General features: G+C 55.7%; 12 protein-coding genes and 1 tRNA gene. 8 read left to right on the top strand and 5 right to left on the bottom strand.

From position 1 onward, the window contains the following. Positions 1 to 275: 275 nt before the first annotated feature. The 5 genes from HFD95_RS09210 (at position 276) to ompC (ending at position 8932) form a co-directional block, all read left to right on the top strand. Positions 276 to 2219 carry an Ig-like domain-containing protein gene (locus HFD95_RS09210; protein WP_167430162.1) on the top strand — a complete coding sequence of 648 codons (1944 nt, stop codon included), beginning with the start codon at positions 276 to 278 and terminating at the stop codon, positions 2217 to 2219. 304 nt (positions 2220 to 2523) lie between these two features. Further along, positions 2524 to 3879: a TolC family outer membrane protein gene (locus tag HFD95_RS09205; RefSeq protein ID WP_167430161.1), complete on the top strand. Its 1356-nt coding sequence runs from the start codon at positions 2524 to 2526 to the stop codon at positions 3877 to 3879. A gap of 16 nt (positions 3880 to 3895) precedes the next feature. Beyond that, on the top strand, positions 3896 to 6049 hold the full coding sequence (locus HFD95_RS09200; RefSeq protein WP_167430160.1) for a type I secretion system permease/ATPase: 2154 nt from the start codon (positions 3896 to 3898) through the stop codon (positions 6047 to 6049). After that, entirely contained in the window at positions 6046 to 7215 is a 1170-nt protein-coding gene (locus HFD95_RS09195; protein WP_010248368.1) for an HlyD family efflux transporter periplasmic adaptor subunit, read from the top strand. Before HFD95_RS09200 ends, HFD95_RS09195 begins: the two co-directional genes overlap by 4 nt. A gap of 598 nt (positions 7216 to 7813) precedes the next feature. Continuing rightward, positions 7814 to 8932 carry a porin OmpC gene (gene ompC, locus HFD95_RS09190; RefSeq protein ID WP_167430159.1) on the top strand — a complete coding sequence of 373 codons (1119 nt, stop codon included), beginning with the start codon at positions 7814 to 7816 and terminating at the stop codon, positions 8930 to 8932. A 17-nt stretch (positions 8933 to 8949) separates the two neighbouring features. Here ompC and HFD95_RS09185 read toward each other — a convergent pair whose 3' ends face one another. Together HFD95_RS09185 and HFD95_RS21975 are read right to left on the bottom strand one after the other, a co-directional pair. After that, the gene (locus tag HFD95_RS09185; RefSeq protein WP_010248364.1) at positions 8950 to 9144 is read right to left on the bottom strand and encodes a hypothetical protein; all 195 of its coding nucleotides are present in this window, start codon (positions 9142 to 9144) and stop codon (positions 8950 to 8952) included. Between the two features lie 149 nt (positions 9145 to 9293). Continuing rightward, positions 9294 to 9404: a hypothetical protein gene (locus HFD95_RS21975; RefSeq protein ID WP_010248361.1), complete on the bottom strand. Its 111-nt coding sequence runs from the start codon at positions 9402 to 9404 to the stop codon at positions 9294 to 9296. A gap of 171 nt (positions 9405 to 9575) precedes the next feature. Here HFD95_RS21975 and apbE point away from each other — a divergent pair, with 171 nt between their 5' ends. From apbE to HFD95_RS09170, 3 genes are all read left to right on the top strand, one after another. Continuing rightward, positions 9576 to 10622: an FAD:protein FMN transferase ApbE gene (gene apbE, locus HFD95_RS09180; RefSeq protein ID WP_045140632.1), complete on the top strand. Its 1047-nt coding sequence runs from the start codon at positions 9576 to 9578 to the stop codon at positions 10620 to 10622. Continuing rightward, positions 10622 to 11263, top strand: coding sequence for a DNA oxidative demethylase AlkB (gene alkB, locus HFD95_RS09175; RefSeq protein WP_033767444.1), 642 nt, complete (start codon positions 10622 to 10624; stop codon positions 11261 to 11263). The genes apbE and alkB overlap by 1 nt, the downstream gene beginning before the upstream one ends. Before the next feature lie 96 nt (positions 11264 to 11359). Continuing rightward, a complete protein-coding gene (locus HFD95_RS09170; protein WP_010248354.1) occupies positions 11360 to 13012 on the top strand; it encodes a multidrug ABC transporter permease/ATP-binding protein in 1653 nt (550 codons plus the stop codon). 170 nt (positions 13013 to 13182) lie between these two features. On the opposite strand, the gene HFD95_RS09165 is transcribed toward HFD95_RS09170, so the two are convergent. The 3 genes from HFD95_RS09165 to HFD95_RS09155 form a co-directional block, all read right to left on the bottom strand. After that, the gene (locus tag HFD95_RS09165; RefSeq protein ID WP_167430158.1) at positions 13183 to 13899 is read right to left on the bottom strand and encodes a 4'-phosphopantetheinyl transferase; all 717 of its coding nucleotides are present in this window, start codon (positions 13897 to 13899) and stop codon (positions 13183 to 13185) included. A 71-nt stretch (positions 13900 to 13970) separates the two neighbouring features. After that, a complete protein-coding gene (locus HFD95_RS09160) occupies positions 13971 to 14174 on the bottom strand; it encodes a hypothetical protein (RefSeq protein ID WP_003854174.1) in 204 nt (67 codons plus the stop codon). Positions 14175 to 14614: 440 nt separating this feature from the next. Further along, a tRNA-Pro gene (locus tag HFD95_RS09155) sits at positions 14615 to 14691 on the bottom strand. Between the last annotated feature and the right edge of the window lie 31 nt (positions 14692 to 14722).

Here is a 14722-nt window from a genome sequence, read left to right as displayed (position 1 = left end):
GATAATTGCATTTTCCAGATTATCGCCACTATTCATTAGCAGAATGAAAGATTAGGGTAGGCGCAACAAACGGCGTCACGCCGTAAAATCAGCATTCTGACTCTATTTGGCGCTTTTATTAGCGTCCTGTTTATCAATCCTTGTTACCTGCGGGTAACCGGTTCCGACCAGCGGAAACGGGCAGCTTCAGCTGTCCCACTACCATGTCGTCAGACTAAACGATCGGTTTATCCGATGGTTTTTGTCTGCGTTTCTGTTCTGAACTGAGGTTACCTATGTCATCACGCGATACGCTTCGTACTACCCGGCTTGAATCCATTTTTCAGACGGCGGTGAGCGATTTTGCCGTCGCCGATAGCGCTGTGCCCGCCATTGCGCCAGCCGCCACGCAAAGTCTGAGCCTTCCTTTCGCCACGCCGGGCCAGAGCCTGCCGATCACTACGCTCTCCACCGAGTCACTGCATAGCAGCCCGCTCAACGACAGCACACTGGCTGTCAGCGCGGTGAAAAGTTCGCCGCCAGCTATGCTGCGACCCTATGAACCGATCGCCAGTGATGGCGTGATCGCTGGCTGGGAAGCGCAAAAGCCGGTGCATCTGCGCGGTCGTGCTGAAGGTGAAGCGGGCTCCACCGTAACGCTGACCTTCAACGATCAAAGCTGGCACAGCACCGTCAATAAGTGGGGCTACTGGAACGCCTCCATGCCGGCTGATACGCTGAAAGGCGTAGCGGATGGCAATCACACGCTGACGCTGACCATTACCGATAAAGCAGGGCAAAGCACGGCAACTACCGTTGATTTTGGTCTCTATACCGACCGCACGATCAAACCTACCCTGACCGTGGACACGGTCAGTGGTGACAACGCGGTGAGTATTGCTGAGAGCATTTATGGCGTTGAGATCAGCGGCAGCGCAACGCACTTGCCGGTGGGGTCGGTGCTGAAACTGACGCTGGGTACGCAAACCACCACCGCCAGCATGGGAAATGACGGTAAGTGGTATGGCTCATTTCATGAAAGCGATATGCAGGCGCTGAAAGACGGGGTCTACAGCCTGAAAGTCACGGCGACCGATCCCAATGGAAAAACCGCCACCGAATATCACGATCTGACGCTGATCACCCATCTGAGTAGCCTGCCAAAAATTAGCTTCGATAAGATCACTGCGGACGATGTGATAAACCTGGCAGAAAGCCAGCAGGACCTGCTACTGAGCGGCACGCTCTCCACCGTCATGCCGGGCCATCGCCTGGTGATCACGGGTGCCAACCAGAAAGATTATGCCGCCACCATAGGCGATGATGGACACTGGCAGGTGGTGATCCCGGCAGCGGATGTGCACGCCTTTATCAACGTTGGGGAAATCCGCGCCTGGTCGATCGACGGGGCCAAAAACTACATCGACGTCACGCATGAGCTGAATATCCACACCGGTTTTATTCCGATCTACACCGAAATGGATATCGGCGGTGACATGACGCTCAACTATCAGGAGGCGCAGCACGATCTGAGCTTCTACGTTGAAGGTGCCAACACCCTGGAGATCAACGGTAAAACCTACCAGCCCGATGCCAAAGGTATGGTAACACTGACCTCCAGCGAGCTGCTGGCGCTGCCGGATGGCCCGGTCGCCGCCACCTTTCACCGCTGGGATGAATATGGCAACAGCGACACCCAGACCAGCGATAAACTGTTTACAGTAGCCGTGCACCAGCGGCCGACGCTGACCCTGGACACGGCTTTTGGTGATAACAAAATTGATGCTGCCGATGTCAACAGCTGGCATCTGATTCAGGGCAGCTCCAGTCATCTGCAACCGGGCAGCCTGGTGGAATTAACGCTGGGCGATCAGCACTACAGCGCCAGTGTAAAAGCCGATGGCGGCTGGGCGCTGACCATTCTGGCCGGGCAGCTGGCACCGCTGGACGATGGTGAGTACCAGATGACAGTCAGCGGCAAAGACAGCGCCGGTAATCTGGCCAGTGCCAGCCAGACGGTACAGGTGGCCTCACATACCGAAAGTGCCAACCCGCTGGAGGGTCAGACGGTGGACCAGTTGCTGGAGACGGTCAGCCTGACCCAGCAGGCGGAGACGGCGCACGTGGCGCAGGCATCTTCTGCCGCCGCCGCACCGCAGGAAAGTCATCTGTTCTCTGATATTCCTTATACGCTCGCCGACCACCTGCTGCAGCATCCTGCGGCACACCCCCTGGTCTGACGCTGACACATTAGTAAACGCACTGCCTTCCGGACAGGTCTGTTAAGCCTGTCTGGATTGGCGCGAGCTCGCTCAGTGGTTGCTTTTCGTTCGTTCAGCAGAAATATTAACGATTTCATCTGTTTTTAGCAGGAATAAGCGCGGGATCTGATCTAATAATGTTAAAGGTCGTTTAGCGTCTCGCTTGCGAACCATAAATAAAATAATGCAGTAAATCTGTCAGACGCTGAGTAGCACCCCTTTTTGCTCGCTTTGTTCACCAGGAAAAACACCATGATGATAAGAACCCCTGTTGGTATGGATAATGAACAAAGCGCGATTAACTTTTTTGTTGTGCGCCCTGAGTGGCGTTGCAGTGCAAGCGGCCTTTGCCGCACCGTTACCTAAAGCCGAATTTAACTGGCGCGCCGCGCCCACCGAAGAGCAGATTGCCAGCTTAACGCTGCGCGACGCCATTCTTCGGGCCTTCGCCCGCAATCCGAAAATCTCGGAAGCGGCGGCACAGATCCACATCGGTGAGGGGGATCTTGATGCCGCCCGCAGCGCCTGGTATCCGCAGATCTCACTGCAGGGCGCGGCGGGACGCTCTCATCAGACCGACTCCGCCGGGAGCCTGAACAATAACGGCTCCGGTGGCATCACGCTCAGCCAGCTGCTCTACGACTTTGGCCGCACCGGCAGCGCCATCGATGAGCAGCACGCGCTGTCGGATGCTTATCGTTACAGCCTGTTCGACTCGATGACCACTGTGGCGGAAGATACGCTGCAGGCCTACCTCGAAGTCAAACGTTATCAGGCGCTGGCAGAAACGGCGCATACCAATATCGCCTCGCTGAAGCGCGTGCGGGATATTGCGAAACTGCGCGCCGATGCCGGCCTCAATTCCCAGTCCGACGTGCTGCAGGCAGAAACCCGCATCGCCGCCATGCAGGCCACGCTGGAGCAATATCGTGCCCAGCATCGTTCCGCCACCGCGCAACTGACCGTGCTGACCGGCGTGGTCCCCGCCACGCTGCCTGAACTGCCACAGGCGCTGCTTAAGCAGCAGATCACCCTCGACAAAATCGCCTATGAAAGCAGCGCGGCAGTGCGCAGCGCGCAGTCGAAACAGGAAGCCGCTCGTGAACGGGTGCGCCAGGCAGAGTCCGGTCACTGGCCGACGATTAAAGTGCAGGCGGGCCGGACCCGCTATGAAAACGATCGTCAATCTTACTGGGATGATGAAGTGCAGCTGCAGGTGGAAGCACCGCTTTATCAGGGCGGCCTGGTGAATGCGAAAACCCAGTCAGCAGAGGGCGATCGTGAAGCGGCGCAGGCCGCTATTCAGCAGGCCAAGCTCGCCATCAATCAAAACGCTTCTACCGCCTATGCCGACATGATTGGCGCGCAGCAGCGGCAGGCTGCCGGGGAAGTGCAGCTGGCCAGCGCCGACCATACCCGTAATGTCTACGCCGATGAATATCGCCTGAGTAAGCGCAGCCTGAACGATCTGCTTAGCGTGGAACAGGATGTGTTTCAGGCTGACAGCTCACGTATCACCGCGCTTTACGATGGCTGGGACGCCACCGTGCGTTATGCCGCCGCGGTAGACAATCTGCTCGATATCATGGGTATCGATCGCCAGCAAAGCAGCGGCGATCTCCTTCCTTCGCTGCAATAGCGATAAGGCATTAATAATGATTACATCAACCCTGAATACCGATAACTGGATTGCCGCCATGCTGCGCGTAGCCGCGCGATTCGGTAAACCTGCCGATGGCAAAACCCTGCGTCAGCAGATGCGCTGGTTTGAACATCTGCCGGTGTCACAGCAGCTGGAACGACTCTCCGGCCTGCTGGGACTGCATCTGACCATGGTGCCGCAGAACAAACTGCGCTGGCGTCAGGAGATCACCCCGGTGGTGCTGGTGCTGGAGAATGCCAGCGTGGCGGTGCTGGAGAGCATCGATTCAGACAACAGCGCGCGCTACTGGCTCAGTGAAGGTGGCGATGTGGTGCGTGAAAGCGCTTTATCAGAACTGCTGGCACGCGCCCAGGGCGATGTCGGCGTGATTGGCGTAGCGGCGCGTGGCCGTGATGCGCGCATCGACGAATTCGTTCAGCCTTATGAACCACACTGGTTCTGGAAAAATTTTCGCGGTATGGGCCGCCGTATCACGGAAATTTCGCTGGCCTCGGTGATCAGTAATGTGCTGGCACTGGCCGGTATTCTCTTTTCGATGCAGGTCTACGATCGGGTCATCCCGGCCCAGTCGCAGTCCACGCTGTGGGTACTGTTTGTCGGCGTGCTGATCGCTGCGGCCATTGAGTATCTGATCCGGCTGATGCGGACCCAGGTGTCAGACTTAATGGGCAAACGCATCGACCTGAAAGTCTCGGCCATGCTGTTTGCCCGGGCGATGAGCATACGTAATGAGGCGCGTCCGAAATCGACCGGTTCGTTTATCTCGCAGCTGCGTGAGATCGACCAGGTGCGTGAGCTGCTCACCTCGACCACGGTAGGCGCAGCGGCCGATCTGCCGTTTGTTATCCTGTTCCTGTTTATTATGTCGTTTGTTGGCGGCTGGCTGGTGCTGATTCCGCTGGCGGCGATCCCGCTGATCGTCATTCCCGGTCTGCTGGTGCAGATCCCGATGGCGCGGCTGGCCAAAGAGGGGCTGCGCGAGGGCGCGCTGCGCAATGCGGTGCTGGTAGAGACCATTGAAGGGATTGAGGATATCAAGGCGCTGCAGGCGGAACCCTATTTTCAGCGTCAGTGGGAGCAGACGCACGAAGTCAGCGCCTCAATCAGTAACCAGCAGCGGTTGTGGGGCGCGCGTCTCACCGGCTGGGCCTCGACTGTGCAGCAGCTCACCTATGCGGGCATGCTGGTATTTGGTGTCTATCTGGTGCTCGATTCGCAAATCACTACCGGTACGCTGGTTGCCTGCAGCCTGCTCTCATCACGCACCATCGCCCCGCTGATGCAGCTGACCATGGTCTTCTCGCGCTGGCAGCACGCCAAAATGGCGATGAAAGGGCTGGATGAGTTGCTGAAAAAGCCGCTTGATCAGCCTGAAGCGACCACGCTGGCACACTGCCCGACGCTCACCGGCCAGTACGATCTGCGCAATGTGCACTACAGCTATGACGAAGAGAATGAAAAGAATGTGCTCAACGTTCAGCAGCTGCAGATTAAGCCCGGCGAGAAGATTGCCATACTGGGCAAAGTCGGAGCAGGGAAATCGACGCTGCTGAAGATCCTCGCCGGTCAGGCGCTGGCTACCCAGGGCAAAGTGATTGTCGATGGCGTCGATATTGAGCGTATCGATCCCACCGATTTACGTCGTCAGCTTGGCTGGCTGTCGCACGACTCCCGCCTCTTTTTTGGCACGCTGCGGCAGAATCTGATGCTGGGCAATCCCCATGCCAGCGAACAGGAGATGCTGCAGGCGCTGCGCATCAGTGGCGCGCTGTCGCTGGTCCAGCAGGATGCCGCCAGCCTGGACCGCATTATCAATGAAGGCGGGCGAGGGCTTTCGGGCGGCCAGCGTCAGATGGTGATGCTGAGCCGGTTGATCCTGCGTCAGCCGCAGGTGGTGTTGCTGGATGAACCCACCGCGGCGATGGATGAACAGCTGGAGGAGCATGTGATCCGTCAGCTACAGGGCTGGATTAGCGGCCGGACGCTGGTGCTGGTGACGCACCGTCCGGCGCTGCTGAAGATGGTCGATCGTATTGTGGTGATGGATAACGGCCGGATTGTGGCCGACGGCCCGCGCGACGAGATCCTGCGCCGTGCGACGACACCCGCGTCGGCACCGTCGCCAGGTAAAGGAGACACCGCATGAGTCTGGTTATTGTTGATAAAGATCTTGCCCGTCATGAGCGCCGGACATCGGCGATTATCTGGCTCTGCACCGCCGCGCTGGCGATTTTTCTCATCTGGGCGCACTTTGCCATTCTGGATGAGGTCACGGTCGGCACCGGTAAAGTCACTCCTTCCAGCCGCGCGCAGGTGATTGACAGCCTGGATGGCGGCATCGTCAAACAGCTTAACGTGCATGAGGGCGACATTGTCGAAAAAGGGCAGGTGCTGGCGACTCTCGATCCGACGCGCTTCCAGTCGAACTTCGGCGAGGCGCAGGCCAAAGTGCGCACGCTACGCGCCTCGTCCGAGCGGCTGGAGGCGGAGCTGTCGGGCACGCCGCTGACATTCAGCGCCGAAACGCTGAAGGAGCCGAACCTGGTGACGCGCGAACGGCAGCTCTACGAGTCGCGACGCCGTAATCTCACCGAAACCATCAGTAATCTGCAGCAGTCGCTGCGACTGGTACAGGATGAACTGCGCCTGACGGAACCGCTGGTTGCCAAAGGCGCAGCAGGGCAGGTCGAGGTGATTCGACTGCGTCGTCAGGTCAGCGATTTGCGCGGCAAAATCGATGAGGCGCGCAATGACTATCTGGTGCGCGCTCACGAAGAGCAGGTAAAAAATAATGCCGAACTGGATGCGCAACTGCAGGTTGCTGCAGGCAAAGAGGATCAGCTGACGCGTGCCACGCTCTATTCACCGGTGCGCGGCATTGTTAAAGATATTCAGGTCACCACGGTCGGTGGGGTACTGGAGCCTGGCGGTAAACTGATGGAAATCGTCCCGCTGGAGGATCAACTGCTGATTGAGACGCGCATCAATCCACGCGATATCGCTTATATCCGGCCCGGTCTGGCGGCTACCGTCAAAGTGACCGCCTATGACTCCTCCATCTATGGCGATCTGCACGGCGAAGTTGAAACGGTCTCGCCAGATACCCTGCAGGATGAGGTAAAACGTGATCAATATTACTATCGTGTTTATGTTCGTACCCAGAAAGCCGAGCTGACTAACCGTGCCGGACGAAAATTCCCGATTGTGCCCGGTATGGTTGCCAATGTAGAGATTAAAACCGGTCAGAAATCGGTTATGGATTATCTGATTAAGCCCCTGAATAAAGTCAAAGAATCGATGCGTGAGCGCTGAAAATCCGCACCAGCTTAAATATCCGCCTGCTTAATTACGGTGATAAATTAACATGGCGGATATTTGGGCAGCCAGGGCGCAAAGTGTGCGTATTTTAACAATATGTGCGGAAACAGGCCGTAGTTAATTTAACCCGGTTAAGAAAGTTTACGAAGATATAACGCAACGGTAAATAGCAGGCAAAAAAATGCCGGACAACTTGTCCGGCGGGAAATAATAAGTTGTACATCTCATTCGGGGAGAATGAAGGTAATAATGGAATAAATGATGATAGCGGGGTCTATTCTATTACCAGATGCCGTATAAGTTTTATCATTCAGTGCTTCGGAATACTCTTATGTAACCTGTTGATAACATAGCTCTCTGAATCGGTTTATCGATTTGTGCGCCATTTTTTATCGATCCGTGCTGGTTATTAGTTCCCCGTTGTTTACATTATGAAATAACTGTTTCGACGTATGAAACACTTTTGGAAATTTAGTAGCATTTTCCTGGTGGATTATTGCCCGTTATAAAACAACAATGGCCTGCCGGCTGAATTTTTAATCATTCAGTTAGCAGTGGCAAATAATAAAGGCACATAACAGAGGGTAATAAAATGAAACGTCGCGTTCTCTCCCTGATGATCCCTGCGTTGCTGGTTGCAGCAGGATCAGCAAACGCAGCTGAAATCTATAACAAAGACGGCAACAAATTAGATCTCTTTGGTAAAGTTGACGGTCTGCACTATTTCTCTGATAACGATGGTTCTGATGGCGATCAGTCTTACGTTCGCTTCGGCTTCAAAGGCGAAACCGAAATCAGCAATGAGCTGACCGGTTACGGCCAGTGGGAATACCAGGCGGCGCTGAACAACGCCGAGTCTGAAGGTACGGCTGACAGCTTCACCCGTGTTGGCTTTGCCGGTGTGAAATTTGGTGATGCAGGTTCGTTCGACTACGGTCGTAACTACGGCGTAGCTTACGACATCGGTGCATGGACCGACGTGCTGCCAGAGTTCGGCGGCGACACCTACGGCGCAGATAACTTTATGTATCAGCGCGGTAACGGCATGGCGACCTACCGTAACAATAACTTCTTCGGTCTGGTGGATGGCTGGAACTTTGCAGTCCAGTATCAGGGCAAGAATGGCAACAGCACCGAGTCTCCGAATGGCCGTGACGTACTAGGTCAGAACGGCGACGGCTGGGGTCTGAGCACAACTTATGATCTGGGTTCAGGTTTCGGCATTGGTGCGGCTGCTTTCCAGTCTGACCGTACCAACGACCAGAACAGCGCAACATCAGGCATCCTCGGGAGTGGCGATAAAGCGGAAGTCTATACTGGCGGTCTGAAATATGACGCGAACAACGTCTATCTGGCGGCTATGTACTCACGCTCGTACAATGCGACCCGCTTCGGCGACAGCACCAATGAATCTTCAGCTTATGGCTATGCGGATAAAGCGGACAACTGGGAACTGGTTGCGCAGTATCAGTTCGACTTTGGCCTGCGTCCATCCCTGGCGTACGTCACCTCACGCGGCACCGATGTTCAGAACTGGGGTAAACAGAATCTGAAAAAATATATCGACGTTGGCGCGACCTACTACTTCAACAAAAACATGTCCACCTATGTTGATTACCAGATCAACCTGCTGGACGACAACGCTTTCACCGACGCAGCCGGTATCAATACCGACGACGTGGTGGCACTGGGTCTGGTTTACCAGTTCTGAGTTGTACGGGAGCGCAGTTACCGCTGCGCTCCTGCGTCACCTTTCGGGCTGAGCGCTTCAGCCTTTCGCCACTTGGTGGCTTCCGGCGCGGTTGTCACTGACGACACCACGCTGCCGAATCGCGCGCCTTCAAATGCCACGCCTGCCAGGGTGAAGGCTGAAAAGCTCAGCCAGTGATGCCATGCTGACTGCCACTTCTGTGAATTTTTCATTCTGCACCTCTCAGAGATAAACACTGTTTCAACAGTGCAGAATTCATGCCAGCTTTACCGCTCTCACAGCCACAGACCTCGCGCGCACTTTGGTACACTTGCCGCGCGCGTCAGGGCGATCTTGCCCCAATCAGGTGCAGTGAAGCCTGTTATTGGCGCGGGCGTGAGGGTGTCATGTGACGATGACGACGCTGATGCAAGACTTTATAGCTACTGAAGATAAACAGCCCCAGGGCAATGACGAGAATCAGATAGATCATCTGCCGCTCCTTACTTTGGTTAACGTTAGTCGCCTGATGAAAGGCGCATACAGGGTAGATGACCGGTGAATACTGATAGGTTTCAGAGAAATATTCAACTCTCTTTAAGCGTCTTTACCCGAAGTTTATGCTTTGTAGCAGAGCTGAATAAAGTGTTACAAGTGAGGAAAGATGCGTTCTCAGATTAATCTGCTGTTTATAGCGATGTTAGCGTTGATGTTAACGGCCTGTGATAAGCCAGCGACCACATCCGCGCTGGTGCTGGAAGGAAAAACCATGGGAACCGTCTGGCGGGTAAGCATGGCCGGTGTGGCGAGTGAGCGCAGAGCGGAACTGCAACAGCGGATTCAGCAGCAGCTGGATGCGGACGATGCGGAACTCTCTACCTGGAAGCCAGACTCCGCCTTATCGCGCTTTAACCAAAGCCGTGACCTGTCACCGCAGCCGGTGAGTGAAAACATGGCAGATATTGTCACGACCTCACTGCGGATTGGCCGTAAAACCGGCGGGGCGATGGATATTACCATCGGGCCACTGGTCAACTTATGGGGCTTTGGCCCGACGAAGCAGCCCGGCCATACGCCGGATGCGGCACAAATCGCCGCCGCCCGGGCGCAGACCGGATTGCAGCATCTGCGGGTGGTGCAGGGCGCAGACGGACAGTGGCTGCAGAAAGATCTGCCAGGTCTCTATGTCGATCTCTCGACGGTGGGCGAGGGCTTCGCCACCGATCATCTGGCGCGACTGATGGAGCAGCTCGGCATCAATAACTATCTGGTGTCTGTGGGCGGCGCCGTGCTGAGCCGTGGCCTTAATGCGCAGCAGCAGCCGTGGCGGGTGGCGATTCAGAAACCGACCGATCGTGAGAATGCGGTTCAGGCGCGCGTTAATCTGCAGGGACACGGCATCAGTACCTCCGGCAGCTATCGCAACTATTATGAACTGGACGGCAAACGCATTTCTCATGTTATCGATCCCGTTACCGGACGGCCAATTGAGCATAAACTGGTTTCCGCCACGGTGATCGCCACCACGGCGCTGGAAGCCGATGGCTGGGATACCGGACTGATGGTACTTGGCACGGAAAAAGCCCAGGCGCTGGCGATCGAACAGCATCTGGCGGTCTATCTGATCAGCAAGCAGGGCGATAAATTTGTCAGCTGGATGTCGCCGCAGTTCGCTGCTTTCCTGATCCCCGCTGAATCCGGAGAACCCTGATGTTAGATCTGTTTAGTGAAGAACAACCCTGGCAGGAGACGCTGGCTGAGGGCGCGGTGATCCTGCGGCGTCGCGCACGTGAGGATGCAGAGGCGCTTTATCAGCAAATAATGGCAATTGCGGAGCAGAATCCGTTTGCCCATCGCATTACGCCCGGTGGCCATCGCATGTCGGTGGCGATGACCAACTGTGGCGATTTCGGCTGGTCGGTGGATTCTCGCGGCTACCAGTATCAGCAGCAGGACAACCTGAACGGGCGTAAATGGCCGGCTATGCCGCCGCTGTTTCGTACTCTGGCGCAGCAGGCGGCGTCTGAGGCGGGGTTCCCTGGCTTTAATCCGGATGCCTGCCTGCTTAATCGCTATGAGCCGGGCGCGAAGCTGACGCTGCATCAGGATAAAGATGAGAAAGATCTGCGTCAGCCTATCGTTTCGGTGTCGCTGGGTTTACCGGCGGTCTTTCAGTTTGGCGGTTTCGAACGGGGTGATAGTACCCAGCGTGTGCTGCTGGAGCATGGCGACATTGTGGTGTGGGGCGGGCCGTCGCGCCTGCGTTACCACGGCATCCTGCCACTTAAGCCAGGCGTTCATCCGCTGGTGGGTGCCTGGCGTTATAACCTGACGTTTCGACGCGCTTTCTGACCCACCACGCCGTTTACGGCGTGGTACGAATAACTATTGCTATCATTTTGCATCCCATTACACTGCAGGCTGTTTTTTGACTGCTGGATTGCCTGCATGACGTTGCTAAGCGTTGTTTTTCGCCAGTTCCGCTGGCCTTTTATCGGGGTGATTGCGCTCACGTTGTTAAGCGCCGTGCTGGGTATCGGCATGATCGCCTTTATCAATCGCGAAATGATTGTCGCCATCAACACCTCATTCGCGGTACTGCCGCAGTTTCTGTTGCAGCTGGTGGTGCTGATGGCGGTGACACTGGCCTCGCAGCTGGCGCTGACCATGCTTGGCCATCAGTTTGTCTGGCGACTGCGCGGCGAATTTATCAAGCGTATCCTCGATACCCGCATTGAACGCATCGAGCAACTCGGCAGTGCGCAGCTGCTGGCGGGCCTGACCAGCGACGTGCGGGCCATTACTCTGGCCTTTGTGCGCCTGCCGGAGCTCTTTCAGGGCGTGATTATTACGCTTGGCTCGGCGATCTACCTCGCATGGCTGTCGCCTAAAATGCTGCTGGTAACCAGTGTCTGGCTGGGTGTCACGCTGGTTGGCGGCTGGCTGCTGGTCTCGCGGGTTTACCAGCACATGGCAAAGCTGCGGGAAATCGAAGATAACCTCTATCGTGATTATCAGACGGTGATTGAAGGGCGCAAAGAGCTACAGCTTAACCGCTCACGCGCTCAGCAGGTTTACGACACGGTTTATCAGGAAGATGCCCGCGCCTGGCGACACCACATTGTCCGCGCCGATACTTATCATCTCAGTGCGGTCAACTGGTCAAATATCATGACGTTAGGCGCTATCGGTATGGTCTTTTTTATGGCCAACAGCCTGGGCTGGGCCAATACCGCCGTCGCCGCTACCTTTTCCCTGACGCTGCTGTTTTTACGCACGCCGCTGCTCTCCGCGGTGGGCGCGTTACCGACGTTGCTCAGTGCCCAGGTCGCATTCCGTAAGCTCAATGCCTTTGACCTCGCTCCTTATCAGTCAGGATTCCACTCCGCCTCCACGTCCTCAGACTGGCAAACGCTGGAGTTGCGCGACGTCTCTTTTCACTATGGTGATAACGGCTTCCAGGTCGGGCCGGTTAACCTGACGCTGCGCCGGGGCGAACTGGTCTTTCTGATTGGCGGCAACGGCAGCGGGAAATCGACGCTGGCGATGCTGCTGACCGGTCTTTATCAGCCTCAGTCCGGCACGCTGCTGCTGGATGGCAAGCCGATAACGGCGGATGAGCTTGATGTGTGGCGCAGTCAGTTCTCGGCGGTCTTTACCGACTTACACCTGTTTGACCGGTTAATGGGGCGGGAAGGGGTTGCAGCCAACCCGGCGCTGGTTCAGCTCTGGCTGGAGAGACTGAAGATGCAGGATAAGCTGAAGATTGAAGGTAACAAAGTGCTGAATCTGCAGCTTTCTAAAGGACAGAGTAAGCGACTGGCGCTGCTGCTGGCGGTGGCAGAAGAGCGCGATGTGCTGCTACTGGATGAGTGGGCGGCGGATCAGGACCCTCACTTCCGACGTATCTTCTATCGCGAGCTGCTGCCGTGGCTACAGCAGGCGGGTAAAACGGTGTTTGCCATCAGCCATGACGATCACTACTTCATTCATGCCGATCGGTTGCTGGAGATGCGTGAAGGCAAGTTGACGGAGCTGACCGGTAATGAGCGCGATCTTGCCACGCTCGACTCGGTAAAACGCACCGACACCGGGCTTTAACGGCAGCTGGCAAAGCTTAGCAAAAAAGCGTAGTGGCATGCTTCGCCTGAACCAGGCTACGTTAGCGATCAGCAGAAACTCCGGTTTCTGCCATTCTGAACCTTTTCTTTCGTCTGTGTTACCCCCGGCTAAACCGCAAAGTTTTAACGCGTATTGTTTAGCCGGTTTTTTTAAAGCCGATGTGTGATTAGCGTGATTACCTGAGTATCCCGCCACACAAAGCTCGCCTCCAGTAACGTTCCCATCGCAAAACACCCGCTGAAGTCCTGAGTCAGTCGCAACGTCGCGCGCTGCTGTGAGAAATCTACCGACACCAGTTCCGCATCCGGAAAGTCCATCGGCTGAAGCAGTTGCGGCCAGATGGCTTTATAAACGCTCTCTTTGAGGGAGAAGAGCAGGGTAGCGGCAGCGCGAAAAGAGACGGGCAGCGTCCGTAACAGGTGCTGTTCCTGCTCGTTCATCAGCAACGCAGCCGTTTCATGCGCCGTCGTCTCCGACATAAATTGCTCGACATCCACCCCAACAGCGCAGGGCTGACGGGTTGCCGCTACCACAACGATGCCTGCACTGTGCGACAGTGACGCCTGAATGCCAGCGGGCCAGCAGGGGGATCGATCAGCTGCATTGGTCAGAATGAAATCAGCAATACCCAGTTCTGCCATCACTGACCGGACCAGCAGACGGCTGGCGAGGTATTCAGCACGCCGTTTACTGACAGCCTGCTGCAGTCGGGCGGGCAGCGGAATATCCCATTCGACAGCCAGCCCGTCATGATACTTTTGCGGATCGAAGTGACTCACCGCCAGCAAAGGATCGCTGCGGTTAAGGTGCCGGGAAAGGATAAAGCCGCCTGCAACAGGCGGCAGCGGCAGGTCGGGATAGCGCATGCGGGACCATCATCAAAACCAAAAAGGCATTAAATCAGGCGCGATGGATCAGGGCAAGCAGCCCGCCGGAATCAGTCGTTGGGAGGAATGGCAAAACTCTTCAGAGAAACAACGAAATGGTGGTGACCCCTGCTGATGCGTGCACCTCGGTCGCACCAGTGGCTTGCCAGACGAAAGAAATCGTCGCTGCCAATGTCATACGCCAGTTCCACTTTGCTAATGCCTGAATGCAGCAATGCTTCTGCATCTTTCAGGCTTTTCGCTTTGATCGCCATAAAAATTATCCGTCAATTTCTGGGGATTTCAGGGTAGGCATTTTCTGTGACATTTTTGTTTCAGTTTGATGAATAAGCGCAGCCGGTAGCCGATTTTGTGAAGCAGATCAGATTATAATGCAACTGTTAACCTGCTGATTGTAAGAGGAATGTTAACTGCCATACGGGACTATTCTGAATGTTAAACGGAGAGGTAAGCTGAGATAGAAAGGCCGCGTCAGACGCGGCCCCGTGGGTTACTTCTGGTCTGGCGGGGAAGGTTGCTTATCGCCTGACTCGGGTGCTTCTGTTGGATCGTCTTTTTCAATATATGTCATGAACTCTCCTCTTGTTACCCACACGCAGTTAAGTATAGAACGGATTGCGGGAGGTGCGAGGAAAGTTAAGGTTTGATGACATAAACGAAAAAAGCAGCCTTTAGGGCTGCTTTTCAGGGAATTTGGTCGGCACGAGAGGATTTGAACCTCCGACCCCGGACACCCCATGACCGTGCGCTACCAGGCTGCGCTACGTGCCGAACACTGGAGGATTAGTCTACTGGTTATCAC

This window comes from Pantoea sp. EKM10T, assembly GCF_011800685.1.
GTDB classification, from domain to species: Bacteria; Pseudomonadota; Gammaproteobacteria; order Enterobacterales; family Enterobacteriaceae; genus Pantoea; species Pantoea agglomerans.
Note: the sequence above shows the minus strand (reverse complement) of the source record. Positions and strands in the feature narration are given on the sequence as shown.

Excerpts from the sequence above, each read along its gene's own strand:
- HFD95_RS09205 (WP_167430161.1), top strand. The coding sequence starts at position 2,524 with ATGAACAAAGCGCGATTAACTTTTTTGTTGTGCGCCCTGAGTGGCGTT.
- HFD95_RS09195 (WP_010248368.1), top strand. The coding sequence starts at position 6,046 with ATGAGTCTGGTTATTGTTGATAAAGATCTTGCCCGTCATGAGCGCCGG.
- HFD95_RS09170 (WP_010248354.1), top strand. The coding sequence starts at position 11,360 with ATGACGTTGCTAAGCGTTGTTTTTCGCCAGTTCCGCTGGCCTTTTATC.
- HFD95_RS09185 (WP_010248364.1), bottom strand. The coding sequence starts at position 9,144 with ATGAAAAATTCACAGAAGTGGCAGTCAGCATGGCATCACTGGCTGAGC.
- HFD95_RS09200 (WP_167430160.1), top strand. The coding sequence starts at position 3,896 with ATGATTACATCAACCCTGAATACCGATAACTGGATTGCCGCCATGCTG.
- ompC (WP_167430159.1), top strand. The coding sequence starts at position 7,814 with ATGAAACGTCGCGTTCTCTCCCTGATGATCCCTGCGTTGCTGGTTGCA.
- HFD95_RS21975 (WP_010248361.1), bottom strand. The coding sequence starts at position 9,404 with ATGATCTATCTGATTCTCGTCATTGCCCTGGGGCTGTTTATCTTCAGT.
- HFD95_RS09160 (WP_003854174.1), bottom strand. The coding sequence starts at position 14,174 with ATGGCGATCAAAGCGAAAAGCCTGAAAGATGCAGAAGCATTGCTGCAT.
- apbE (WP_045140632.1), top strand. The coding sequence starts at position 9,576 with ATGCGTTCTCAGATTAATCTGCTGTTTATAGCGATGTTAGCGTTGATG.
- alkB (WP_033767444.1), top strand. The coding sequence starts at position 10,622 with ATGTTAGATCTGTTTAGTGAAGAACAACCCTGGCAGGAGACGCTGGCT.
- HFD95_RS09210 (WP_167430162.1), top strand. The coding sequence starts at position 276 with ATGTCATCACGCGATACGCTTCGTACTACCCGGCTTGAATCCATTTTT.
- HFD95_RS09165 (WP_167430158.1), bottom strand. The coding sequence starts at position 13,899 with ATGCGCTATCCCGACCTGCCGCTGCCGCCTGTTGCAGGCGGCTTTATC.